The sequence below is a fragment of the Nonomuraea sp. NPDC049378 genome (genome assembly GCF_055586745.1).
This window is the reverse complement of the sequence record NZ_JBVJHP010000013.1, coordinates 84,705-107,449: the sequence shown is the minus strand read 5'-3', so window position 1 is coordinate 107,449 and position 22,745 is coordinate 84,705. Positions and strand designations below refer to the sequence as shown.

Here is a 22,745-nt window from a genome sequence, read left to right as displayed (position 1 = left end):
TGCGTCGCTCTCAGGCGGCCAGCCGGCCGGGGTGCCACTGGCCGCGACGCTGGAGGACGTCGCGCAGGCCGGTGACGTTGTCGGTCATGATGCCGTCGACGCCGAGGTCGAGCAGGTGCTCCATCCGGGCGGTGTCGTTGACGGTCCACACGTGCACCTGCATGCCGATGGCGTGCGCCGTGCGGACCAGCGCCCGGGTCGTGACGCGCAGCCCGCGGAAGCCCGCCGGCACCTGCGCGCACGGCACCCCGGCGCGGGACAGGCGGGCGAGCAGCCGCCCGTAGCCGGAGGTCGCGGCGGCGGCACGCAGCGCGGCGACGCCACGAGGGCCGAGCGCCGAGCACACCTCCCTGCCCAGCGCCGCCCTGGCCAGGGCCAGGCGCTCGTCGGAGAAGGAGGTCAGGCAGATCCGGTCGTAGGCGTTGGTGCGCCGGATCGCCGCGGCGAGCGGGGCGATGGCGGCCGGCTCCTTGACGTCGATGTTGAAACGGATCTCCGGCCAGGTGCCCAGCAGGTCTTCCAGCAGCGGGATCTCGTGCACGCCGTCGATGCGGGCCCGCTTGACCTCCCGGTAGGGGAGCTCGGAGATGCGGCCCCGCCGGTCGGTCACGCGGTCGAGCGTGTGGTCGTGGAAGGCGAGCAGCACGCCGTCGGCGGTGGCGTGGGCGTCGGTCTCCAGATGGGTGTATCCGAGGCCGACCGCCCGCTCGAACGCGGCGGCGGAGTTCTCCGCGTTCTCCGCCGCTCCGCCGCGGTGGGCGAAGGCCAGCGGGCCCGGGTGGTCGAGAAAGGCGAAACGGCGGCTGAGCACGTCCTGAAGTATGCCCTTCTGGGAGAACGGCGCGGATTACGATTCGGGGAGATTCTCCCATTCCTGGCGGCGAACCTCGGCCAGGGCGATGGCCGTGGCCACCGCGACGTTGAACGAGCCCACCCGGCCGACCTGGGGGATGTAGCAGGCGCCGTCGGCGGCGTCGAGCAGGGCGGGGGAGCAGCCGTGGTCCTCGCTGCCGACCACCAGGCACACGTCGCGGCCGAGCTCCGCCCGGTGCAGGGGCACGGCGTCGGCGGTCAGTTCGACGGCCAGCACCGTGTAGCCCTCTTCGCGCGCGGCCTTGACCGCCTCGGTGGCCGGCATCGCCTCGTGCCAGGTGACGAGCCGCTCGGTGCCCAGCGCGGTCTTGCCCGCCTTGGGATTGGTCGGCGGGGTCGCGTTGCCGGCGAGCCAGATCTCGTCGACGCCGAAGGCGGCGGCGCTGCGGAAGATCGAGCCGATGTTGAACGGGCCGGTGACCGACTCGACGATCAGGCCGAGGCGGTTGTGGGTGTTCCTGCGCCAGGTGCGGTTGAGCCGCTTGACGTCGGTGGGGCGCAACTGCCTTCTCATCGGGTCACCTTCAGGATGCGGTAGGCGGCTCGGCTGGCCTCGCGGGAGGCCTGCCAGCCCTGCTCGCCGAGCCAGCGCTGCAGGGAATCGGAGCCGAGGTGTTTCTGGACGACCAGGTAGGCCACACCGTCGGGCGTCAGCCGGGTCAGCCACCTGGTGAGCATGTCGTGCAGGGCCTGCTTGCCGATGCGGATCGCGGGATTGGACCAGATGGCGCGGAACCTCACGTCGTCCGGCACGTCGTCCGCATGCACTGATCTTACTTTGTAAAGGCGGGCGGCCTCGGCATTGCGCGCGGTCAGCTCCAGGCTCCGCCGGTTCACGTCGACGGCCCACACCGTCGCCCGCGGCGCCCGCGACGCCATGGTCAGCGCGACAGGGCCGTAGCCGCAGCCCAGATCGAGCAGGTCGCCCTCCTGCGGCGGCGGCGGGACGCTCTCCAGCAGCACGCGCGTGCCGAGGTCGACCCGCTCGGGCGAGAACACGCCGCTGTCGGTCTCCAGCCGCAGGTGCAGGTCGGGCAGGACCAGGTCGACCGAGCCCGGCCTGCTCGCGCTCTTCGGCTGGTCGGAGAAGTAGTGGGCCACGGGGCAGAACGTTACGGGATCCTGGTGCCGAACAGCACAGCCGCTCCCGCCACCAGCAGCCCGGCCATGATGGCGGCCACGATGAACCACTGGGTGATCTCCTGGTTGACCAGCTTGTAGCCGAGCGAGGTGCCGATCTGCTCGTAGACCTCGCGCAGCTCGGAGCCGGACTCGGCGGTGTAGGCGCGGCCGCTGGTGCCGTCGGACAACGACTGCAGGGTCTGCTTGTTGACCGGCACGTTCACCGGCCTGCCGTCGATGTTGACGGTGCCCTCCTGGGTGCCGTACGCGATCGTGGAGACCGGCACGCCGGCCTGCTGGGCCGCCTCGATGGCCTCGTTGACCGACCGGCCGGAGGTGTTGTCGCCGTCGGACAGCAGCACGACGGCGGACGGCGGCGGGTCGGTGGCGGCCTGCTGGTCGAACGAGCGCACCGACTCGAGGGAGTTGAAGACGGCCTCGCCGATCGCGGTGCCCGGCCGGGTGGTGAGGTTGCCGATGGCGGTGATCACGGCCTGGTGGTCGGTGGTGGGGGAGATGACCACGTTGGCGGATCGGGCGAAGGAGACCACGCCGACGTTGAAGCGGTCGGGCAGCTCCTTGGCGAACGACTGCGCGGCCGCCTTGGCGGCGCTGATCCTGTCGGGGTCGACGTCGTCGGCGTCCATCGACAGCGACACGTCGAGGGCGATCATGATGGTGGCGCGGTCGCGCGGCACGCGTACCTCGCCGGCGGGTTTCGCCGCCCCGACGACCAGGAGCGACATCATGACCAGGAACAGCGCGGGCGCCACGTGCCGGCGCCAGCCTGGCCCGGCGGGGGCGACGAGGTTGAGCAGCGCCAGGTTGGTGAAGCGCACGGTGTAGCGGCGGCGGGCGAACTGCGCCACGACATAGCCGGCGACCAGCAGCAGCACCAGCACGAACAACCACAGCCAGGCAGGGGCGAGAAAGCTCACCAGGCCTCCTTCCCGGGCCTTGTGACCACGATAGCGTCGGTGATGGTCTCCTCGTTTCGCTCGCTCACACCGGTCTCCGGTGGGCCAGGTGGCTCATGCGGCGCTGGCGCAGGACGAACTGTGCCACGTCGAACACCCAGTCGCGGTCGGTGCGCAGCACGAGGTGGGCGATGCCGGCACGGCGCAGCGCCCGGCGGGTGCCCTCGCGTTGCTGGGCTGCCGCTTCGGCATACGCTTGCCGAATTTTGGGTGAAAGATGCACTTCGCGTACGTTCCCGGTCTCGGGGTCGGCGAACGCGACCCGGCCCACGTCGGGCAGCTCCAGCTCGCGCGGGTCGATCACCTCGACGGCCAGCACCTGGTGGCGGGCCGCCAGACGCCTGATGGGGCGCTCCCACGGGCGTTCGGCGTCGGGGTCGAGGTCGGGGCGGGCGTCGAGGAAGTCGGAGACGATCAGCCGCATACCGCGCCGCCTGCGGCTGGCCGACAGCACCTCGATGCCCTCGGCCAGGTCGGGCGGGTCCGGCACGATCCGGCCGCGGGGGGCGTCCATGAGGGAGTGGAGCAGCCCGTACAGGGCGGGCCGGCCGGTGCGGGCGGGCATGCGGTGAATGTACTCGTCGTGGATCACCAGCGCGCCGAACCGGTCGCCCATCCTGCTGGACAGGAACCCGATCGCGCCGATCGCCGCCACCACCAGGTCGCGCTTGTCGGTGTCGGCGGTGCCGAAGTCCATGCTGGGCGACAGGTCGGCCAGCGCCCACGTCTCCAGCTCGCGATCGGCGATCAGGTCGCGTACGTGGGGGATGGTGGTGCGGGCGGTGACGGCCCAGTCCATGCGGCGCACGTCGTCCTCGCCGGGCACGTAGACGCGGCTGTCGCCGGCCTCGCTGCCGGTGCCGGGCAGCAGCCCCTGGTGCGCGCCGTGCAGCAGCCCGTCGAGCCGCCGGGTGACGGTCAGCTCCAGCCGGCGCAGCGCCTGCTCGGCGGTGTTCACCGGGTCACCGGTTCTGGTTCCAGACGACGACGGGCGGGGGCACGGCGTGCAGGATCTGCCGGACGACCTGCTCGGGGTCGACGCCGTCCGCCAGGGCGTCGAAGGTGAGCATCAGCCGGTGCGACATGACGTCCACGGCCACGTCGCGCACGTCGTCGGGCAGCAGGTAGTCGCGGCCCCGCAGCAGGGCCAGCGCCCGCCCGGCGGAGACCAGGCCCAGCGTGGCGCGGGGGCTGACGCCGATCTCGATGGTGTCGGCCAGCTCGTCGAGGCCGTACTCGCCGGGGGAGCGGGTGGACATGACCAGGCGTACCACGTAGTCGGCGACGAGCTGGTGGACCGAGACGTCCTCGGCGGCCTTCTGCAGCGTCAGCAGCTTGGCGGGGTCGAGCACCCGGTCGGGGACGGGCGGGGTGACGCTCATCCGGTGCAGGATCTCCAGCTCCTCGTGGGCGGTGGGGTGGGGCACCCGCACCCGGAAGAGGAAGCGGTCGCGCTGCACCTCGGGCAGGGGATAGACGCCCTCGGACTCGATGGGGTTCTGGGTGGCCAGCACGATGAACGGCTTGGGCAGCGGGTGGGTGACGCCGGCCAGGGTGACCTGGCGCTCGGCCATGACCTCCAGCAGCGCGGACTGGACCTTGGCGGGGGCGCGGTTGATCTCGTCGGCCAGGAGGAAGTTGACGAACACGGGACCGAGCTCGACGTCGAACTTCTCGTTGGAGGGGTGGAAGACGCGGGTGCCGATGATGTCGCTCGGCACGAGGTCGGGGGTGAACTGGATGCGGGCGAACGTGCCGCCCACGACGGTGGCCAGCGTGGACGCGGCGAGGGTCTTGGCGACGCCGGGGACTCCTTCCAGCAGGCAGTGCCCGCGGGCCAGCAGGGCCACGATGAGTCTTTCGACCATGTGGTCCTGTCCGACGATGACACGCCGGACCTCGTCGAGACTCTGACGCAGCAGTGCCGCGTCGTTTCCGCCCGGCAACTCTTCGGCGACGCTCATGAGCCCCATTCCACCAAACGTGCCGCAAACTCGCACGACGCCACGTCTGTGCTTTCATGGCAAACGTGGCAAGTCCCCTGCAGTACGGCGATCCACCCCGGCTGGGGCCCTACCTGGTGCGGGCGCGCCTGCAGACGGCGCCGGCCGGCTTCGTGTACCTGGGCCAGGCGCCCGACGGGCGCGCCGTGTCGCTGGCGGTGCTCACCAGAGGCGCCGCGCTCGACGCCGCCGCGCGCGACCGGTTCGTGACGGCCATCAAGGACGCGGGCGAGAGCCGGCCGTCCGGGATGCGCGGATGGCTCGGGCGGGCGGGCCGGCCGCGGGCCGCGGTGCTGGAGGGCGCCCCCGAGGTGCTCGACATGGACGGCGGGCGGGCGCCGTGGGTGGCGGTGCCGTACGCGCCTGGCCGGCCGGGGGCGGAACGGTTCCTGGAGCCGGTGATGGTGGGCGGGACGCTCATCGGGGAGGCTCACGGGCCGGACTTCGTACCGTACTGGCTGACCGACCGCGCGCCGGCGCTGCCCCGGCTGACCCGGCGGCGCAGGCCGCTGACCGAGACGCGCAAGCGGGTGCTGATGGCCGCGCTGGCCCTGGTGCTGCTGCTGCTCCTGGTGACGGCCATCCTCCTGCTGCTGGTGCTCGGCCGGCAGGACAGCGAGCCGCAGCCCAGGCAGCTGCCGCCGACGGTGTTCGTGCCGACGCCGCCGCCGACGCCGGAGACTCCAGAACCGCAGCCCTCGCCGTCGCAGTCACCCGAGCCCAGCAGGACCGGGCCGGGCACCCCGGGAGAGTCGCCGGGCGACGAGAGCGGCGAAGAGCCGGAGCTCTGACGCGTCGGGACCGGTAACGCGTTTGACCCTCACGTAACGTGAGACTTTAGGGTCCTGCGCCATGGAGTTCATCATTCATGACACGTTGACGCCGATGGCCGGGATGTTGCGCGGGCCGCTCGACCGGCGGCCGGACGCGCTGCGGGAGGTGCTGGCGCCGCTGCGCGACGCGATCCCGATGCCGGGCGACATCGTCGACATCCACCACAACGGCGGCGGCTTCCGGGTCGACGCCGACGATCCGCGCTACCTGCCCGCCGTCGAGCGCATGATCGAGGCCGACGTGCTGGGCCAGGTGCGGCGTGAGCTGACCCGCGCCTCGGAACGGCTGTCCGGGGCCAAGCAGGGCGACACGCTGGAGGTGTGGTTCGTCATGGGCAACCCCGACAACGAGCACCTCATGACGACGGCCGGCGGCTACTACGGCATGGGCGGCGCGCCGGGCATGATCTACCTGCTGGCCTGGCCGTCCGACGAGGTGATCGGGAAGATCGGGCACCTCGCGGTGCACGAGTTCCACCACGGCGTGCGCTACACCAGCGTCGAGTGGAACCCGGTCACCGTGACCGTCGGCGAGCACGTGCTGGCCGAAGGGCTGGCCGAGGCGTTCGTGCGGGAGCTGTCGGGGGCGCAGGCGATGGGGCCGTGGTCGTCGATGGTGACCGGGGAGAGGTACGACCTGGCGTACGAGAAGATCATGGCGGCCTTCGACCTCGCCGGGATGCAGAACACGCCGGCGTACGTGCTGGGCGACAGCGCGACGCGCAACTTCGGGCAGGAGCCGCGCGGCATTCCTGACATGGCGGGATATGCGGTGGGGCTGCGGCTCGTCGACCAGATTCTGGAGGCCACCGGGCTGACGGCGGCCGAGGCGACCGTGCTGCCGGCCGCCGAGCTGATGAGGCGCGCGGGCCTGCGCGGGTAGCCAGTGGGTGGTCTCAGCGGGTGGTCTCAGCGGGTGGTCTCAGACGGGGAGACGAAGCCGGACTCGTAGGCGGCGATCACCGCCTGAGTGCGGTCACGGGCCCCCAGCTTGGCCAGCACGTTGCCGACGTGCGTCTTGACGGTCTCCTGGCTGACGACCAGCTGGGCGGCGATCTCGTGGTTGGACAGGCCCCTGGTCATCAGGCGCAAGACGTCGCCCTCGCGCCCGGTCAGCCGGTCGATGCCCGGCACCTTGGCGGGCGAGAAGGCGGCCTCCTGGCGGCGCCCGGCGAGGGTGCGGATCGCGGCGGGGAACAGCAGCGACTCGCCGGCCGCGACCAGCTTGACGGCCTGCACCAGCTCGTCTGGCCTGGCGCGTTTGAGCAGGAAGCCGCTGGCCCCCGCGCGTAGCGCGTCGTAGACGTAGTCGTCGTTCTCGAAGGTCGTCACGACCAGCACCTTGGGCGGGTCGTCCAGCGCCATGAGGCGCTCGGTGGCCTGGATGCCGTCGAGGGCGGGCATGCGCACGTCCATCAGCACGAGGTCGGGGCGCTCGCGGCGGACGACGGGCAGGACCGCGGCGCCGTCGGCGGCCTCGCCGACCACGCTCAGGCCGGGCTCGGCGTCGATGATGATGCGCAGGCCGGCCCTGATGAGGTCCTCGTCGTCGGCGATGACGACAGTGAGAGTCATGGACTCGACCGTAGCGGCAGGCGCGCGGAGACCGTCCACCCGGTCTGTGTGGGGCCGGCGTGGAGGTCGCCGTCGAGCAGGCGCACGCGCTCGCGCATGCCCGCCACGCCCCTGCCCCCCGACGGGCGGAGGCCGTCGCCTCCGGCGGCGTTGGTGACCTCGAGCCGCAGCTCGCCGTCCCGGACGCCGGCCGACAGGAGCACCGGGCCCCGGCCGTGCTTGATGGCGTTGGTGAGCGCCTCCTGCAGGATGCGGTAACCCTCACGGGAGACGACGGCGGGCACGCCGGACAGGTCGCCGACGTCCTGCCGCACCTGCGCGCCCGAGGCGGCGACGAGGTCGCCGAGATCGGCGAGCGTGGCCTGCGGGCGCCTGTCGGGCACACCGCGGCCGTCGCGGGCGCCCTCGCGGGCGCCGCTGTGGTCGCCGTCGCGCAGCACGCCCAGGACGTGGTCGAGGTCGTCGAGGGCGGCGCGGGCGGACTGCTCGATGGCGGCGAGCGCGGTCCTGGCCGTGCCGGGGTCGCGGTCGAGGACCCGGCCCGCGGCCGCGGCCTGCAGGGTGACGACGCTCAGCGCGTGGCCGACCGAGTCGTGCAGCTCGCGGGCCAGCCGGTTGCGCTCGGCCAGCGTACGGGCCTGCTCCTCGGCGGCGGCCAGGCGCTCGGCCGGGGTGGGGCCGAGCAGGACGGGCGCCAGCCTGGCCAGCAGCGCGCCCGCCCCCGCGGCCACGGCGACCAGCGCCGCCAGCGTCGCGAGCCCGCCCAGCGCCCACGACACCGCGTTCCACCCCGGCGTGACGACGGCGCCGAACACCGGCGTCGGGTTGCCGACGACGGGCAGCAGGAGCGTGAACGCCGTGAACGGCACGATCGCCAGCGTGCAGCCGCTGACCACGCCGCCGACCGCCAGATGCAGCGTGAACCAGGCGGCGGTGCGGCGGCGCTCCTGCCAGGAGCGGCCCGCCTGCCGCGGCGGGGTCTCGACGTGCGCCCCGAGCAGGCCCTGCGCCGCGTTCACCTCCAGCGCCCGCACCGGCAGGAACAGCCCGGTCGCCGCCACCACGGGCAGCACCGCCACGAACACGCCGATCTGGGTGGGCAGCAGGACGTTGGCGTTCTCGCCCTGCCAGATCGCCGCGACCAGGACGCCGACCATCATGTACGGCATCAGCAGCGCGCCGCCCAGGATGAGGCACGCCCACCGGCGCGGAAGGTTCTTTCTCACACCGGCGATTATATGTCGATGTTTATTCGCTCACAGAATAATGCGCCCTCAGAGAAATGCGCCGCCAGCGAAAAGAATCCTTAATCGGCGCGTTCTCGCACTAGCGTTTTTCGCGGAAATACCCGCACGGGAAGGTGACGTTCATGACGGAGACCCAGCGCGCGCAGTGGCCTGACCAGCTCAGCCAGCGCCTGTTGAAGGAGCGCATCGTCGTTCTCGGCCAGGAGGTCGACGACGAGATCTGCAACCGGCTGTGCGGCGAGCTGCTTTTGCTGGCGGCCGAGGATCCCGCGCGCGACATCACCCTTTACATCAATTCTCCTGGCGGTTCCGTGCATGCGGGGCTGGCGCTCTACGACATGATGCAGTTCGTGCCGTGCGACGTGGCGACGGTGGCGATGGGGTTCGCCGCGTCGATGGGCCAGGTGCTGCTGTCGGCGGGGGCCAAGGGCAAGCGCTACGCCCTGCCCAACGCCCGCATCGTCATGCACCAGCCGCTCGGCGGCATCGGCGGCTCGGCCAGCGACATCGCGATCCAGGCCGAGAACATGCTCTTCACCAAGCGCAGGATGGCGGAGATCATCGCCCACCACACCGGCCAGCCGCTGGAGCGCATCCAGGCCGACTCCGACCGCGACCACTGGTTCACCGCCCGGGAGGCGCTCGACTACGGCTTCGTCGACCACATCGCAGAGGGGATGAACTGAGGTGAGTCCACGCGAGGTCTCGCCCGGACGGCGAACCGTCGATCCACGCACCGCCACGCGGCGGTCCGCTTCCTCCCCAAGGCTCGGGCCCGAGGGCTCCGGCGAAAGGAAAGTCCGATGAACGGCCGTTACGTGCTGCCCTCGTTCACCGAACGCACCTCCTACGGCATGAAGGAGATGACCCCCTACACCAAGCTGTTCGAGGACCGCGTCATCTTCATGGGCGCGCCCATCGACGACACCGTGGCCAACGACGTGATGGCGCAGTTGCTCACGCTGGAGTCGCTCGACCCCGACCAGGACATCAACATCTACATCAACTCGCCCGGCGGGTCGTTCACGGCGATGGCGGCCATCTACGACACGATGCAGTTCGTCCGGCCGGAGATCCACACGGTCTGCATCGGCGAGGCGTCCTCGGCGGCGGCGGTGCTGCTGGCGGCCGGTTCGCCGGGCAAGCGGGCGGCGCTGCCGCACGCGCGCGTCCTGCTGCACCAGCCGGCCACGGAGGGCGGGCGCGGGCAGGGCAGCGACCTGGAGATCCACGCCAGAGAGATCCTGCGCATGCGCGACCAGCAGGAGGAGATCCTGTCGCGGCACACCGGGCGGGGCACGCTCGAGATCAGGAAGGACATCGAGCGCGACCGCATCTTCACGGCCGAGCAGGCTCGCTCCTACGGGCTGGTGGACGACATCTACGCCTCCAGGAAGCGCACGCCGGCCGGGGCCCGCTGACCGCCCGGATCCCCTCACCATCGGCTGAGGTGCGACTTGTACACTCTTGGGGTTCCTTGGGGGAAATCGGGGGAGTGGCGTGCCGCTGGAGCAGGTCCTGGTGTTGCTGTGCGCCGCCGCGGGAGCGGGGTGGGTCGACGCCGTCGTGGGCGGCGGCGGTCTGCTGCAACTGCCCGCGATCATGGTGACCGGCATGCCGACGGTCGAGGCGATGGCCACCAACAAGTTCTCCTCCGTCTTCGGCACCGCGTCGGCGGCCGTGGCCTACGCCCGCTCCACCAAGGTCGACCGGCAGGTGGCGCTGCCGGGCGCCGCGCTGGCGGTGCTCAGCGCCGGGCTGGGGGCGTGGGCGGCGGCGTCGATCTCGGCCGAGGTGCTGCGGCCTGCCGTCATGGTGGTGCTGCTGGCGGTGGCGGCGTTCGTGACGCTGCGACCGGCCATGGGAGCCGTGCCGGAGCCGCACCTGCGCACCCGGGGCCGGGTGGTCGCGGCGGTGGCGACGGCGGGGGTGGGCATCGCCTTCTACGACGGCATCCTGGGCCCCGGCACGGGAACGTTCCTCATCATCGCCTTCACCGCCATCCTCGGCCTGGACTTCGTCTCGGCCTCCGCGTCCGCGAAGATCATCAACATCGGGACGAACCTGGGAGCGCTGCTGGTGTTCGGGGCGCAGGGGCACGTGCAGTGGGCCCTGGGGCTGGGCATGGCGGTGTGCAACGTGGCCGGCGCCCAGTTCGGCGCGCGCATGGCGCTCAGGCGGGGCACCGGCTTCGTACGCGTCATCCTGCTGTGCGTGGTGGCGGCCATGGTGGTCAGGCTGGGCTGGCAGCAGTTCGGCTGACATCCATCCCGGCACGAACCCCGGGCAGCCGATCGACGCCGCCCGCCCCGGCGCGGGGTCACGCCGCCCGGCGGCCGAGAACACCTGCGGCAGCACGGCGGCCCCGTCCCGGAGCAGGCGAACCCGATCACGCCCGCCACCTGGTGCCCGCCGAGCATGAGTGATGGGCGCGAATACACTGTGGACGTGCGTGCCAGCCGCCTGCTCTCGCTGCTCCTGCTCCTGCAGTCACGCGGCCGCATGACCGCGCCCGAGCTGGCGGCCGAGCTGGAGGTGTCGGTACGCACGGTCTACCGCGACGTCGAGGCGCTGTCGGCCGCCGGCGTGCCGGTCTACGCCGACCGCGGCCCCGCGGGCGGCTACCAGCTGCTCGACGGCTACCGCACCCGGCTCAACGGGCTGACCTCCGAGGAGGCCTCCTCCTTGTTCCTGGCGGGGCTGCCCGGCCCGGCCGCCGAGCTGGGGCTGGCGGAGGTGGCCGCCAACGCCGAGCTGAAACTGCTGGCCGCGCTCCCGCCCGAGCCGCGCTCGCACGCCTCCCGGATGCGCGAGCGTTTCCTGCTGGACGTGCCCGGCTGGTACCGCACGAGCGACGACGTGCCGCATCTGAGCGAGGTGGCGGAGGCGGTGTGGGAGCAGCGGCCGCTGCGCATGACCTACCGCCGCTGGGGGCCGCGCGAGGTCGAGCGGGTGATCCATCCGTACGGGCTGGTGCTCAAGGGCGGTTCCTGGTACATGGTCGCCGCGCCGGCGGACGGCCGGCCCGGGGGCGATCCCCGTACGTACCGGGTGGCGCGCATCCTGGCCGTCGAGACGTTGCCGGGGCGGTTCAGCCGCCCGGAGGGGTTCGAGCTGGGCGGGTTCTGGCGCGCGTACGCCCAGGAGTTCCGCGAGCGCATGTACACCGCGGAGGCCGTCATCCGGCTGGCGCCCGGCAGGGGCGAGCTGCTGGCGTACACGATGGGCGGCGACGTCGTCGGCGCGGCGCTGGCCGCGGCGGGGGAGCCCGACCCCGAGGGGTGGCTCACGCTCACCGTGCCGGTCGAGTCCGTCACGCACGCCCGCTGGCTGCTGCTGCGCATGGGCGCCGACGTCGAGGTGCTGGAGCCGCCGGAGCTGCGGGCCCTGATGCGTGAGGCGGTCGCCGAGCTCGGCAAGGTGTACGAATAAATGAGGCGATGACCGGGCCTCGAGTCTGTCAGCATTCCGGCATGTATCTTCTCGCTTTCGCAGGCGCGTGCGTCCTGGTCGCCATGGCGCCAGGGGTGAGCACCGCCGTCATCATGCGCCAGACGCTGCGTGCCGGCCGCGGCTCGGGCCTGGCGGCCACGCTCGGCAACGAGACCGGCATCCTGCTGTGGGGGCTGGGCGCGGCCTCCGGCCTGTCGGCGCTCGTGGTGGCCTCGCAGCTGGCCTACGACGCCATGCGGGTCGTGGGCGCGGTGGTGCTGGTCGTCATGGGCGCTCAGGCGCTGTGGCAGGCCCGCAAGGGGTCACCGCCCGCCGAAGGCGAGGTGGTGCCGGGACTGCGCGGGCCCTACCTCGCCGGGCTCGGGACGTGCCTGGCCAATCCCAAGGCGGCGGTGTTCGCGATGTCGTTCCTGCCGCAGTTCGTGCCGGCCGGCCAGAACGTGCCGGTCACGCTGGTCACGCTCGCGCTCGTGTGGGTGCTGGTCGACCTGCTCTGGTACACGCTGGTCATCTGGACCGTCGCGCGGGCGAAGGCGTGGCTGGGCCGGCCCGCGGTGCGGCGGAGGCTGGAGCAGGTCTCCGGCGTGGTGCTGATCGGGCTGGGTGTACGGCTGGCGGTGGAGACGCGATGACGATCTGGCACGACGAGCGGGGGACGGGCGAGCCCGTGGTGCTGCTGCACTCGACGGCGGCCGACTCCGGCATGTGGGACGCGCAGTGGGAGGCGCTGTCCGAGCGGTTCCGGGTGATCAAGGTGGATTTCCGCGGGTACGGGCGCAGCCCTTACCGTGCCGACGGGCCGTACAGCGACAGCGGTGACGTGGCCCGTCTGCTGGCCGCGCTGGAGATCAGCCGTGCGGCGCTGGTCTCCTCGTCGGGCGCGGGCCGGGTGGCGCTGGAGCTGGCCGCGGCCGGGCTGGCCGACCGGCTGGTGCTGCTGAACCCGATGGCCGACCTGCCTCCCACGGCGGACCTGCGGGCGTACTGGGACGAGGAGGAGCGCCTGCTGGAGGAGGGAGACGCGCAGGGCGCGGCCGAGCTGAACGCGCGCACCCTCCTCGGTCCCGAGGCCTCCCCGGAGGCGTGGGATCGGCTGGTGGCGATGCAGCGGCACGCCTTCGAGGTGCAGCTGGCCGCCGACCCGGAGCCCGAGCAGGTCGAGGGGGAGCTGTCGGCGCGGGCGATCGACGTGCCGGCGCTGGTGGTGGCCGGCGCGCACGACCTACCGTACTTCACGGCCTCCGCCCGGCACCTGGCCGCCGAGCTGCCCCGGGCGCGGCTGGTGGAGCTGGCGTGGGCCGGGCACCTGCCGGCCCTCGAACGTCCTGAGGAGATCAGCGCGCTGCTGCTGGATTACCTTTAGTGCATGACGAACGACCTGGCGACCCTCATGAGGCAGGCGCAGGACGACGATCCGCTGCGGGCCCTGCACGCCACGACCGCGCTGCGCCGGGAGATCGAACGTCTGGAGGCGGTCCAGGTGCGGCGGGCCAGGGTGGCGGGGCTGGCCTGGGCGCAGATCGCCGAGGCGGTCGGCGTGAGCAAGCAGGCCGTGCACAAGAAGTACGGCCGCCGCTAGGTCTCCCACCGGCCGGCGAACCAGCGCAGCGCGATCTGCCAGGAGTAGCCGCGCCGGATGCGACCGGCGACGTCGGGCGGCAGCGTGTCCAGGCCGCGGTGTTCCAGCAGGACCTCGGTGCCGCCCGTGACGGGGGTGAAGGAGACCTCGATCTCCATCCGCCCGGTCTTGTTGATCAGGTCGGCCCACGCCAGGCGGTGCGGCGGATCCCAGGCGAGGACCCTGCCGGTGTCGACGTGACCGCCGTCGGACCACAGCTCGCGCAGGTAGCCGTCCTCGAAGCGGATGCCGACCGCGCGGGCGGGATCGACCCAGCTGTGGCGGCCGCGCACCCACCAGCTGTCGATCTCGTCGGTGAAGGCGCGGAACGCGTCCGCGGGCTCGACGGGGACGGTGACGCTGGCCCGCACGGAGCTCATCCGCCGCGCTCCACGTGGTCCTTGAACGAGCCGAGCTGTTCGGCCCAGAACGCCTGCACCTGGTCGAGCCATGCCTGCAGCGCCGTGAACGGCTCCTGGCGCAGGGTGTAGAGGCGCAGCCGGGCGTCGTCACCGCCGGCTTCGGCCTGCACGAGACCGCCCGCCCGCAGCACGCGCAGGTGCCTGCTGAGGGCGGGCGCGCTCATCTGCACGGCCTGCGCGAGCTCGCCGGCCGGGCGTGGCCCGTCGCGGAGCAGGTCGATGACCTTGCGCCGGGTGGGGTCGGCGAGCGCCGCGAGCGTGCCATCCAGATCGTTAACGTTGTTGTTAATGGTTGCCGCCTTTTGTTAGGCTCTCTCCTTAACGATAGCGACAATTATTGCGGAGGTACGCCCATGGCCGCCGATCTCGGTTACTACACCCTGTCCGTCCGGGACATCGACAGGGCAGCCGCCTTCTACGGGCCGCTGCTGGGCTGGGAGTTCAGGCGCGAGCGCGACACGTACCTGCACGTCACCAACACCGCCGTGCCGATGGGCTTCGTCGCCGGCGAGCCCAGCGCGCAGCCGAACCTCTACTACCACGTGGATGACATCGACGCGGCGGTCGAGCAGGTGCGCAAGCTGGGCGGCAGCACCGGGGAGGTGTTCGCCGGCCGGTCGGGGCGCGGTTGTTCCTGCACCGACGACCAGGGCACCCAGATCAGCCTGTGGCAGCCCGCCCCGGGGTTCGGCTGATCCGAGGGTCAGCCCGGGGTCGCGACGGTGGTGATGCCCAGCGTGCTCGTCATGGGCAGCAGCCCCGCCTCGAACACCGCGCCGAGGAACGGCGAAACGAGCTGGGCCAGCCGCTCGGCGCGCTCCTCCCCGAGCAGCCGCCACGGCTGGGCCGCCAGCTCGTCCGTCATCAGCTCGACCCGTTCGCGCAGCGCCCTGCCCTGCCCGGTGGCCCCGCCGTCGGGGCCGACCAGCCCGCGCCCGGCCAGCCGTTCCCGCGCGGCGGCCCACTCCTGCTCGCTCCATCCGCGCCCGGCGAAGTTCGCCACGGGGGCTGCGCCGATCGCCGCGAACGACACCAGCGACTCGCACGGGTCCAGCTCCGCGGCCTGCAGCGCCGCCAGATGCCCGTCACCCCGGTGCTCGCGCAGCACGGTGGCGGCCCGCCACACCACCAGATGCGGCTCCTCGGGCCAGGGCAGATCCAGGTTGGCCGCGGCGAGCGGGCGCCCCGCCACCGTCACGCTCTCGGCCGCCCGCCTGGCCAGCTCCGCCGCCTCCGCCGCCTCGGGTCCGTCCACCTTGCCGCCCATCAGGTCGCGGTACGTCCTGTCGACCGCCGCCAGCCGGGCCGCCAGGACCTGCCCGGGCGTGGCCACCTCCCATACGGCCGGCACGTGCTCGGCCACCGTCCGCGGGCTGAAGCTGTAGTACGCCGCCGTGGCCAGCTCCGCTCCGGCCCGCCCGAGCGGGGCCGTGCGGTAGGCGAAGTAGCTCGGCCAGCGCGATTCGACGTCGTATCCGAGGGTCGCGGCCGCCTCGAACGCTTGGGGCGAGAAGTACACCGCGGCGTGGACCGGCTCGAGCTGGTGCCACATGCGGCGGGCAAGCCTGGACCAGGTGCTCATGAAATGTCCTCACTGTCTAGATAAGGTATGACGGTGACGATAGAGGCATGGCGCATCACTGGTCAATCGCAAATAGACAGTTATGTCGGACGGTGGGTGGACCTGGCCGTCCTGCTGGTGAACGAACTGGCCGTCACCCAGGCCCGCGGCCGCCCGGCCGGCCGGCCCGCAGAGCCGGCTGCGGGGCCGTTCGCGGGGCCGGTCGCGGGGACTCGCGCCGGGCGGCGCGCCGCCCTCGAAGCCGCCTTCGCCCGGAGCGCATGGACCCCCTCCCCGCCGCCCCGCCCCGGCCCGGACGCCGCTGCACAGCCGTACACCATCTCGCAGCGGGACGGCGCCGGGGCGGGCGGGCCCGGCCCGGGCGACGGCGGCGGCCAAGCGCGTGCCGGAGCGGCCGGCTCCGTGCCGGACGGCGGCGCGGCGGGCACCGGCCTGGCCTTGACGGACGAGGAGGCCGACCGGCTCACGGGTGTGGCCGCCGAACTGCGTCCCGCTTTCACCGGCGCCTCGGAGGCGGTCGTCATGCTCAACCAGTGCCTGGTGCGTCACGCCGCCGTGCCCAACCTGTACGGTGATCCGCCGATGCTGGCCTTTCACCGGCCGGAGGCGGACCAGGTGGACGCCTGGGCCGCCGACGCCGCGACAGCGCTGGCCATGGTGATCGGCGTCGGGCAGGGCATACGGTTGCGCTCCTGCGACGCGAGCGGTTGCGACCTGGTGTTCTTCGACGTCACCAGGAACGCCTCGCGCCGGTTCTGCGGCGTCTCCTGCCAGAATCGCGCCAAGGCCAGCGCCTACCGAGCCCGACGCCGCGCGTAGCCCGCGTCCGCCCGCAGAAAGGCGTTCCTCCCTGGATCCGTGTGCCGCGTGGCCGGCCCGTCCTCCGTGAGAGGCGAGGTGGATCCCCGAGTGGGCGCGCCCGGGAGGGCGGGCCGGAATGCGGCGGTGAGCGGTGCGGTCAGCCGCTCCTGGTCCTGGCGTAGTCGGCGGCGCCGCCCGCGAAGTCGTAGACGACGGCCGGCTGGTCGCCGACGACCCAGGCGTCGTGTCCCGGCGGGCAGACGAAGACCTCGCCCGGGCCCACCTCGGCCTCGGTGCCGTCGTTCATGCGGATGCGCAGGCGTCCCTCGGCGACGAACCCGTTGTGGTGGACCTCGCACAGGTCCGTCCCCGCGATCGGCTTGACGGAGGCCGACCAGCGCCAGCCCGGCTCGAACGTGGCGACGCCGAAGGTGAGCCCGGTGAGGTTGCACACCTCCAGGTGGCCCATCGGGAAGTCGCGGCGTTCGTCGGGCTTGTCGATGCTCTTGACTTCGATCATGACGTTCCCCCCTCCCGTCAGGTCCAGTCTTACACCGCCGACGGGCCGTCACAAGCCGCTTGAGCTGGGCGAACGCCATCATGCGCGGCTTCAGCCGGACGCCCGGTGGACCCGGTAGGTGGACTGGACGACGCCCGCGCCGAACACCTGCGTCGACACGTGGACGAGCGGGACGTCCCCGCCGACCGGGCCGAACAGGGGCAGCCCCGTACCCAGCAGCACCGGGACCGTCGTCAGGGTCATCTCGTCGATCAGCCCGGCACGGAGGAAAGCGCGGATCACCTGGCCGCCGTCGACGTAGACGCCCTTGGCGCCGCGCTCTGTCAGGTGCCGCAGGAGCGCGTCGAGGTCGCGGTGGACGGTGACGCGAGGGTCGGCGTCCTCGGGCAGGGTGCTGCTGAGCACGGCCACGTGCCTGTCCTCATGCGGCCACAGATCGTAGGTCAGGCCGGGTTCGTACGTGCCGCGGCCCATGACGACGGTGTCGATGTCCTTGATGAACGCGTCGTAGCCCAGGTCGCCGCCGGCGGCCTCGCCCCGGCTGGTGAGCCAGTGAAGGTCGCCGTCCTCGCGGGCGATGAACCCGTCGAGGCTGATGCCGATGAAGACCGAGCAGGTGAACGGGCGGCGGGTGGTCATGGAGGTCTCCCGTTAGTAAATGCAGGTTCATTTACTAATGTACTGAGAGGGGCGAGGTATGCCAAACTGCCGGCGCGCCACGTCCGGAGGGCCATCCGTTCGGGGTGAGCCGCCCTCGCGGACCGCGGGATCGCGGCTACCGGGGAGGGTCGGGTGCCAGGCTCCCGTCGGGGGCGATGTGATCGAAGATCTGGCGAATCAGCGTGATCACATGGGGGTCCTCCACCGCGTACAGCGTCCGGCGGCCGTCCCGGCGCGCGGTGATCAGGCCGGCCAGGCGGAGCTTGGCGAGGTGCTGGGAGGCCGTGGCGATGCTGATGCCCGCGTGCGTGGCCAGCGTGCTGACGTCGTAGGAACCGTGGGTGATCAGCCACATCAGGTGGAGTCGCACCGGGCTGGCCAGCAGGGCGAACGTCTCGGCCGCCGCCCTCAGCTGCGCGGGGGTCGGCGGTGGGTGCTCGGCGCCGGGTGAACCCGGATCGGGGGAGGTCGACATCGTCTCTCCATTGTCTCGCGCAGGCGGCCCGCCGCTCACCCAACATTTCGACACTTGCGCGATTCCCGAAACATGTGGAGGATGGAGGCACTCCGAAGGGGAGTAGTCCGCAACGCCCGCACGTCGACATGCTGAGAACCTCGCGTTCTCCGGCGGCGGGGACCGGTCACCGACCGGTGGGCGAGACCTTCGGCCACGCATTCATGCCTGGCCGAGTCTCCCGTGGGTGGCCCGGCCGGGTCGTCCACCGCCCAGGAAGGACCTCTCCACGTGATTCCCACCAAGCTGCCGTGTCCAGCTGCCGACCTGTGCGCTGCTCACCCTGCATCCGTGTCCGGCGCCCGGGTGGCGGGCGCATGAACGCCTCGGCCTTGCGGCTGCTGGCGGACGCCCGCCGCGCCAGGACGGGCGGCGAGCAGGCGATGGCCGCCCGGCAGCGGGCCCGCCTGACCGAGCTCGTGGCCTGGGCGCGTACCCGCTCCCCCTACTACCGGCGCCTGTACCGGGACCTGCCGGCCGGGGTGGCCGGCCTGGCCCTGCTGCCGCCCACCAGCAAGCCCGAGTTGATGGCCGCCTTCGAGGACTGGGTCACCGACCCGGCCCTCACCCTGGCGCGGGCACGGGCCTTCGCCGGCGACCCGGCGCGCGTCGGGCAGCCGTTCGCCGGCCGCTACACCCTGACCACCACCTCCGGCACCACCGGCACGCACGGCATCTTCCTGCAAGACGCCCGCGCGACGGCGGTGACCTCCGCGATGCTGGCCCGGATGCTCACCGGCTGGCTGAGCGTGCGGGACGTCGCCCGCATCGCACGCGGCGGCGCCCGGACGGCGCTGGTGATACCCGAGGGCGGGCATTTCGCCTCCACCGTGGCCGCCGCCCGGCTCCGCGGGCGCTCCCGCATCGCCGCCTTCAGCGTGCACCAACCGCTGGAGGACCTGGTGGCCGGGCTCAACGCCTTCCGCCCGGCGGTGCTGGCCCCCTACGCCAGCATCGGCGCGCTGCTGGCCGGCGAGGCCGAAGCCGGACGGCTGCACATCGACCCGGCCCTCGTCATGCTCACCGCCGAGGGCCTGCCCACAGGCGAGTACGCGCGCATCGCGGCCGCGCTGGGGGCGAAGGTGCGCACCAGCTATGCCTGCAACGAGTGCCCGTTCCTGTCCTACGGCTGCTCCGAGAACTGGATGCACCTCAACGCCGACTGGGCGATTCTCGAACCCGTCGACGAGCGGTACCGGCCGGTGGCGGCAGGCGAGCCCTCGCACACCGTTCTGCTGACCAACCTGGCCAACCACGTGCAACCGATCCTGCGCTACGACCTCGGCGACAGCGTCCTGCTCCGGCCCGATCCGTGCCCGTGCGGCCACCCGGGCCCGGCCGTCCGCGTCCAGGGCCGCGCCGCCGACCTGCTCACCTTCCCCCGCCCCGGCCCCGCGGGAGAACAGGCGCCGGTCACCCTCGCCCCGCTCCCGCTGGCGACGCTGCTGGAAGCGGTGCCCGGCCTGGAGCTGTTCCAGATCGTCCAGACAGCGCCGGCCACGCTGCGCGTCCGGCTGCACCCCGCACCCGGCGCCGACCCTGAAACCCTCTGGCGTCAGATCGAGGCCCGCATGCGCGATCTGCTGTCCCGTCACCACCTCGGCCACGTGCGCCTCGAACGCGGCACCGAGCCGATCCAGCACGGCGCGGGTGGCAAGGTGCGCGCCGTCGTCCCCTTCCCCGCCGCCGGCGCGCACCCTGCCGGGCGCGAACGTCCATGACCACGGCCACGTGACCGGCACCGCGGTCGCCCTCGCCGTTCGCCGGGAGCTCGCAGACGGGCCGGTCGCTCCGCACTTCCCTGCCTTCCCCCTCTTCAGGAACGGAGACGTTCTCGTGCTGCCCGATCTCCTGGCCTATGGCCTGCGGATCCTGCCCGGCATGGTGCTGCTCGGCGCGTGCTTCACGCTGGGGGGCGCCGGGCGGGATCCGCTCTTGCGCATCCTGATCCTCATCTTCGGCTTCGTGCTGATCAGGGATGCGATGACCCCGCTCGGGTTCTGGCGGCTGGGCGCCGTGGGTGGCGTTCCGTGGCTGCGCTTCACCGACCAGGCGGGCATCCTGCTGTTGTTCGGCCTCGGCACGGCGGCGTTGACCGCTGCCGTGCTGGGCCTGGACAGCGGGCTGCGCTCGCTGGTGCGCTGGGGCCGCTTCACCCCGGTCACGCTCGTCCGGGGGATCGGCGGCGGCGTGCTGGCGGCCGCTCCGGTGCTGCTGCTGTCCCTGCCGACCCCGCTGTCGGCGCGGGGAGGCGCGGTCGCGGTCTCGCTGCTGCCGGTGCTGCTGCTCTTCAGCCTGGCGGGCAACCTCGCCGAGGAGGTGCTCTTCCGGGGGTTTCTGCAGGGCCGGCTGGAGCGGCACGCCGGCCGCATCCGTGCGGCGTCGCTGTCGGCCCTGCTGTTCGCCGCCTGCCACGCCTTCCTGGCCTCGACGGTGACCGACGTCGGCTGGCCGCTGCTGGTCTTCACCCTGTACGAAGGGCTGATCTGCGCCTTCTTGCGGCTGCGGTCGGGTGTCATCGCGGCCGCTCTCGCCCATGGATCCGCGATCTTCCTGCTGGCCGCCGCGCTGGTCTGAGCCGCTGACCGCGTGGTCGGGCCGCAGCGGGGGAGAGGGACGGGTCGTTGCCGTCGGCCCCGGCACCGTGGTCGCCGGCCGATTCTGTCGGTGCGGTCGTCCATGATGGCGTCCATGGCTTCATGGCAGGAGTTCGAGCGGGAGGCACCCGAGCTGGCGGGGGTGGCGCGGCGGCTGCTGGAGGGCAGCCGGCACCGGGTCCTGGCGACGCTGCGCAAGGACGGCTCGCCGCGGGTCAGCGGCATCGAGACGAGCTGGCGGGACGGCGAGTTGTGGACGGGCTCGATGCCGCGCGCCGTCAAGGCTCTCGACCTGCGGCGCGATCCGCGCATGGCGCTTCACGTCGCCTCGGCGGAGCCCGACATGGACGACCAGTCGGCGTGGGAGGGCGACGTGAAGCTCGCCGGGCGCGCGGTGGAGGTCACCGACGCGCAGGTGCTGGAGGCGTTCGAGATTCCGGCGGCTGATTCCCACCTGTTCCGGATCGAGCTGACGGAAGTGGTGTGGACGAGGGTCGAGGGCGACGAGCTGGTCATGGACGCCTGGCATGAGGGGTCGGGGGTGCGCCGGATCCGCCGTAAGTAATCTACAAAGTAAAGGCGCGGGGCTCGGTGCACCGATCTGCCTCAGTGCACCGAAAACCCGCCGTCGACGAAGAGCATCTGGCCGGTGACAAATGCGGAGGCGTCACCGGCCAGAAACACCGCGGCCCCGGCGAAGTCCTCGGGCACGCCGTTGCGGGCCGTCATGTGGCGAGCGGCGAGTGCCTCGATCCGGCCCGGCACGGCCTGGGCGGGCTCGGTCAGCGGCGTCAACACGAATCCGGGGATGATCGTGTTGACGCACACGCCGCGGGCCGACCACGCCTCGGCCTGGGAGCGGGTCAGCCCGGCGAGGGCGGCTTTGGCCGCGCCGTAGACCCCGCTGTCGCCGAAGGCGCTGATCGACTGCTGGGAGCCGATGTTGATGATGCGTCCCCAGCCGCGGCCCGCCATCTGAGGGCCGAAGTGCTGGCCGAGCAGGTACGGCGCGGTGAGGTGCACGGCCAGGGTGCGTTCGTAGTCGTCGACCGTGAGGTCGGCCATGGGTTTGCGGATGTTGTTGCCGGCGTCGTTGACCAGGATGTCGATGGGGCCCGCGGTGGCGCGGACCCGCTCGACGTCGCCACGGTCGCCGAGGTCGGCGCTGATCGAGGAGGCGGTGACGCCGTGCTCGCGCAGCCGGGTGACGGCCTCGTCCAAGGCGCCCTGCCTGCGGGCCACCACCACGACCTCGGCTCCGGCACGGCCGATGGCCTCGGCGATGACGTAGCCGATCCCGGAACTGCCGCCGGTGACCAGGGCGCGCCGGCCGTGCAGGGAGAACAGGTCGCGCAGATAGTCCGACATGGAGCGTCAAACTAGCATCCCGCCTCAGCGGGGACCGAGGCACGGGTCGACGACCGTGATCGTGGGCTGCTCCGACGAAGGAAACCCGCCCTTCGTGGGTTGCGTGGCCGGTTGCCGTGCGACGGGGGCGCGTCTGCTGATACCCGGCTTCCGGGATGCCCTGGAGAGGTGATGCCCTGCGGTGCGCGGGCTGAGGGACGATCGAGCGGCCGGCTCGCGGTCACAGAACCCGAGCGCCGGCGGTGAGATCGCTTGTGCCGGCGGCCTGGTCAGGCGCGTGCGACCTGGCGTGGGCTTCTTCGAGCGAAGCTCCGGCGAGGAGCGCCGCGATCCCGCCGGCGAGTACCACCGCGGGTTCTGAGCGGGTCCGGGAGGAATTGCGCAAGCATCTGCGTGAGGAGCGGATCGAACCGCCGACGTCGCCGACCGCCTGCCGCTCGGGAGCGCCGATGCCCCTGCCCGTCACGACGTGCCGCCCTCCTGAAGGGGCATAGTCGCGCACGATAAGCCGTTCTAAATCGACGGACCATATGGTCGGCAAATGACTGATATGGGCGATGGGCCGTGGCGTGCTGACATC

The 22,745-nt window shown here is 72.2% G+C and carries 29 protein-coding genes; 14 read left to right on the top strand and 15 right to left on the bottom strand.

Features of this window, described 5'->3' with window-relative positions:
- Window positions 1-10: 10 nt before the first annotated feature.
- The 6 genes from ACZ6SA_RS27695 to ACZ6SA_RS27670 form a co-directional block, all read right to left on the bottom strand.
- The gene (locus ACZ6SA_RS27695; RefSeq protein WP_347645089.1) at window positions 11-811 is read right to left on the bottom strand and encodes a glycerophosphodiester phosphodiesterase family protein; all 801 of its coding nucleotides are present in this window, start codon (window positions 809-811) and stop codon (window positions 11-13) included.
- A 36-nt stretch (window positions 812-847) separates the two neighbouring features.
- Window positions 848-1,387 carry a TrmH family RNA methyltransferase gene (locus tag ACZ6SA_RS27690; protein WP_347645091.1) on the bottom strand — a complete coding sequence of 180 codons (540 nt, stop codon included), beginning with the start codon at window positions 1,385-1,387 and terminating at the stop codon, window positions 848-850.
- A complete protein-coding gene (locus ACZ6SA_RS27685) occupies window positions 1,384-1,974 on the bottom strand; it encodes a class I SAM-dependent methyltransferase (protein WP_347645092.1) in 591 nt (196 codons plus the stop codon). The genes ACZ6SA_RS27690 and ACZ6SA_RS27685 overlap by 4 nt, the downstream gene beginning before the upstream one ends.
- 11 nt (window positions 1,975-1,985) lie before the next feature.
- On the bottom strand, window positions 1,986-2,933 hold the full coding sequence (locus ACZ6SA_RS27680; RefSeq protein ID WP_347645093.1) for a VWA domain-containing protein: 948 nt from the start codon (window positions 2,931-2,933) through the stop codon (window positions 1,986-1,988).
- 64 nt (window positions 2,934-2,997) lie between these two features.
- Window positions 2,998-3,930, bottom strand: coding sequence for a DUF58 domain-containing protein (locus tag ACZ6SA_RS27675; RefSeq protein WP_347645094.1), 933 nt, complete (start codon window positions 3,928-3,930; stop codon window positions 2,998-3,000).
- A 4-nt stretch (window positions 3,931-3,934) separates the two neighbouring features.
- Window positions 3,935-4,936 carry an AAA family ATPase gene (locus ACZ6SA_RS27670; protein WP_132599621.1) on the bottom strand — a complete coding sequence of 334 codons (1,002 nt, stop codon included), beginning with the start codon at window positions 4,934-4,936 and terminating at the stop codon, window positions 3,935-3,937.
- Window positions 4,937-4,992: 56 nt separating this feature from the next.
- On the opposite strand from ACZ6SA_RS27670, the gene ACZ6SA_RS27665 reads away from it, so the two are divergent.
- A complete protein-coding gene (locus ACZ6SA_RS27665; RefSeq protein WP_347645095.1) occupies window positions 4,993-5,766 on the top strand; it encodes a hypothetical protein in 774 nt (257 codons plus the stop codon).
- A 61-nt stretch (window positions 5,767-5,827) separates the two neighbouring features.
- Entirely contained in the window at window positions 5,828-6,691 is an 864-nt protein-coding gene (locus ACZ6SA_RS27660; protein ID WP_465831329.1) for a DUF2268 domain-containing putative Zn-dependent protease, read from the top strand.
- A 26-nt stretch (window positions 6,692-6,717) separates the two neighbouring features.
- Here ACZ6SA_RS27660 and ACZ6SA_RS27655 read toward each other — a convergent pair whose 3' ends face one another.
- Both ACZ6SA_RS27655 and ACZ6SA_RS27650 read right to left on the bottom strand, forming a co-directional pair.
- The gene (locus ACZ6SA_RS27655; protein WP_347645098.1) at window positions 6,718-7,383 is read right to left on the bottom strand and encodes a response regulator transcription factor; all 666 of its coding nucleotides are present in this window, start codon (window positions 7,381-7,383) and stop codon (window positions 6,718-6,720) included.
- Window positions 7,380-8,609, bottom strand: a complete 1,230-nt coding sequence (locus ACZ6SA_RS27650) for a sensor histidine kinase (RefSeq protein WP_465831327.1) — start codon at window positions 8,607-8,609, stop codon at window positions 7,380-7,382. Before ACZ6SA_RS27650 ends, ACZ6SA_RS27655 begins: the two co-directional genes overlap by 4 nt.
- A gap of 143 nt (window positions 8,610-8,752) precedes the next feature.
- Here ACZ6SA_RS27650 and ACZ6SA_RS27645 point away from each other — a divergent pair, with 143 nt between their 5' ends.
- The 7 genes from ACZ6SA_RS27645 to ACZ6SA_RS27615 all read left to right on the top strand — a co-directional run bounded on the left by ACZ6SA_RS27645 (window position 8,753) and on the right by ACZ6SA_RS27615 (window position 13,662).
- A complete protein-coding gene (locus ACZ6SA_RS27645; RefSeq protein WP_347645101.1) occupies window positions 8,753-9,316 on the top strand; it encodes a ClpP family protease in 564 nt (187 codons plus the stop codon).
- 117 nt (window positions 9,317-9,433) lie between these two features.
- Complete coding sequence (locus ACZ6SA_RS27640; RefSeq protein WP_347619437.1) at window positions 9,434-10,051, top strand: ATP-dependent Clp protease proteolytic subunit; 618 nt, start codon at window positions 9,434-9,436, stop codon at window positions 10,049-10,051.
- 79 nt (window positions 10,052-10,130) lie between these two features.
- The gene (locus ACZ6SA_RS27635) at window positions 10,131-10,892 is read left to right on the top strand and encodes a sulfite exporter TauE/SafE family protein (RefSeq protein WP_347645102.1); all 762 of its coding nucleotides are present in this window, start codon (window positions 10,131-10,133) and stop codon (window positions 10,890-10,892) included.
- A 186-nt stretch (window positions 10,893-11,078) separates the two neighbouring features.
- Window positions 11,079-12,062, top strand: coding sequence for a helix-turn-helix transcriptional regulator (locus tag ACZ6SA_RS27630; protein ID WP_443152637.1), 984 nt, complete (start codon window positions 11,079-11,081; stop codon window positions 12,060-12,062).
- Between the two features lie 41 nt (window positions 12,063-12,103).
- Window positions 12,104-12,715 carry a LysE family translocator gene (locus ACZ6SA_RS27625; RefSeq protein WP_347645105.1) on the top strand — a complete coding sequence of 204 codons (612 nt, stop codon included), beginning with the start codon at window positions 12,104-12,106 and terminating at the stop codon, window positions 12,713-12,715.
- Window positions 12,712-13,446 carry an alpha/beta fold hydrolase gene (locus tag ACZ6SA_RS27620; RefSeq protein WP_465831323.1) on the top strand — a complete coding sequence of 245 codons (735 nt, stop codon included), beginning with the start codon at window positions 12,712-12,714 and terminating at the stop codon, window positions 13,444-13,446. The genes ACZ6SA_RS27625 and ACZ6SA_RS27620 overlap by 4 nt, the downstream gene beginning before the upstream one ends.
- 3 nt (window positions 13,447-13,449) lie before the next feature.
- The gene (locus ACZ6SA_RS27615) at window positions 13,450-13,662 is read left to right on the top strand and encodes a hypothetical protein (RefSeq protein WP_132599661.1); all 213 of its coding nucleotides are present in this window, start codon (window positions 13,450-13,452) and stop codon (window positions 13,660-13,662) included.
- Here the strand turns inward: ACZ6SA_RS27615 and ACZ6SA_RS27610 are convergent.
- Together ACZ6SA_RS27610 and ACZ6SA_RS27605 are read right to left on the bottom strand one after the other, a co-directional pair.
- Window positions 13,659-14,081: an SRPBCC domain-containing protein gene (locus tag ACZ6SA_RS27610; protein ID WP_347645108.1), complete on the bottom strand. Its 423-nt coding sequence runs from the start codon at window positions 14,079-14,081 to the stop codon at window positions 13,659-13,661. The genes ACZ6SA_RS27615 and ACZ6SA_RS27610 overlap by 4 nt on opposite strands.
- Window positions 14,078-14,392, bottom strand: coding sequence for an ArsR/SmtB family transcription factor (locus ACZ6SA_RS27605; protein WP_347777253.1), 315 nt, complete (start codon window positions 14,390-14,392; stop codon window positions 14,078-14,080). The genes ACZ6SA_RS27610 and ACZ6SA_RS27605 overlap by 4 nt, the downstream gene beginning before the upstream one ends.
- 84 nt (window positions 14,393-14,476) lie before the next feature.
- Between ACZ6SA_RS27605 and ACZ6SA_RS27600 the strand changes: the two genes are divergently transcribed.
- A complete protein-coding gene (locus ACZ6SA_RS27600; protein ID WP_347777195.1) occupies window positions 14,477-14,818 on the top strand; it encodes a VOC family protein in 342 nt (113 codons plus the stop codon).
- Window positions 14,819-14,826: 8 nt separating this feature from the next.
- Here ACZ6SA_RS27600 and ACZ6SA_RS27595 read toward each other — a convergent pair whose 3' ends face one another.
- Entirely contained in the window at window positions 14,827-15,705 is an 879-nt protein-coding gene (locus ACZ6SA_RS27595; protein ID WP_465831320.1) for an SCO6745 family protein, read from the bottom strand.
- A gap of 33 nt (window positions 15,706-15,738) precedes the next feature.
- Here ACZ6SA_RS27595 and ACZ6SA_RS27590 point away from each other — a divergent pair, with 33 nt between their 5' ends.
- Window positions 15,739-16,524, top strand: coding sequence for a CGNR zinc finger domain-containing protein (locus ACZ6SA_RS27590; RefSeq protein WP_465831318.1), 786 nt, complete (start codon window positions 15,739-15,741; stop codon window positions 16,522-16,524).
- A 139-nt stretch (window positions 16,525-16,663) separates the two neighbouring features.
- Here the strand turns inward: ACZ6SA_RS27590 and ACZ6SA_RS27585 are convergent, their stop codons facing one another.
- The 3 genes from ACZ6SA_RS27585 to ACZ6SA_RS27575 form a co-directional block, all read right to left on the bottom strand.
- Entirely contained in the window at window positions 16,664-17,026 is a 363-nt protein-coding gene (locus ACZ6SA_RS27585) for a cupin domain-containing protein (RefSeq protein WP_347645113.1), read from the bottom strand.
- A 90-nt stretch (window positions 17,027-17,116) separates the two neighbouring features.
- Complete coding sequence (locus ACZ6SA_RS27580; protein WP_465831315.1) at window positions 17,117-17,665, bottom strand: dihydrofolate reductase family protein; 549 nt, start codon at window positions 17,663-17,665, stop codon at window positions 17,117-17,119.
- Between the two features lie 136 nt (window positions 17,666-17,801).
- Window positions 17,802-18,161, bottom strand: coding sequence for an ArsR/SmtB family transcription factor (locus ACZ6SA_RS27575; protein ID WP_347645116.1), 360 nt, complete (start codon window positions 18,159-18,161; stop codon window positions 17,802-17,804).
- Window positions 18,162-18,517: 356 nt separating this feature from the next.
- Between ACZ6SA_RS27575 and ACZ6SA_RS27570 the strand changes: the two genes are divergently transcribed.
- The 3 genes from ACZ6SA_RS27570 to ACZ6SA_RS27560 all read left to right on the top strand — a co-directional run bounded on the left by ACZ6SA_RS27570 (window position 18,518) and on the right by ACZ6SA_RS27560 (window position 21,362).
- The gene (locus ACZ6SA_RS27570; protein WP_465831313.1) at window positions 18,518-19,921 is read left to right on the top strand and encodes a phenylacetate--CoA ligase family protein; all 1,404 of its coding nucleotides are present in this window, start codon (window positions 18,518-18,520) and stop codon (window positions 19,919-19,921) included.
- 10 nt (window positions 19,922-19,931) lie between these two features.
- A complete protein-coding gene (locus ACZ6SA_RS27565) occupies window positions 19,932-20,777 on the top strand; it encodes a lysostaphin resistance A-like protein (protein WP_465831311.1) in 846 nt (281 codons plus the stop codon).
- Between the two features lie 114 nt (window positions 20,778-20,891).
- Complete coding sequence (locus tag ACZ6SA_RS27560; protein ID WP_465831308.1) at window positions 20,892-21,362, top strand: pyridoxamine 5'-phosphate oxidase family protein; 471 nt, start codon at window positions 20,892-20,894, stop codon at window positions 21,360-21,362.
- Window positions 21,363-21,403: 41 nt separating this feature from the next.
- Here ACZ6SA_RS27560 and ACZ6SA_RS27555 read toward each other — a convergent pair whose 3' ends face one another.
- Window positions 21,404-22,165, bottom strand: a complete 762-nt coding sequence (locus tag ACZ6SA_RS27555) for an SDR family NAD(P)-dependent oxidoreductase (protein ID WP_347645120.1) — start codon at window positions 22,163-22,165, stop codon at window positions 21,404-21,406.
- Between the last annotated feature and the right edge of the window lie 580 nt (window positions 22,166-22,745).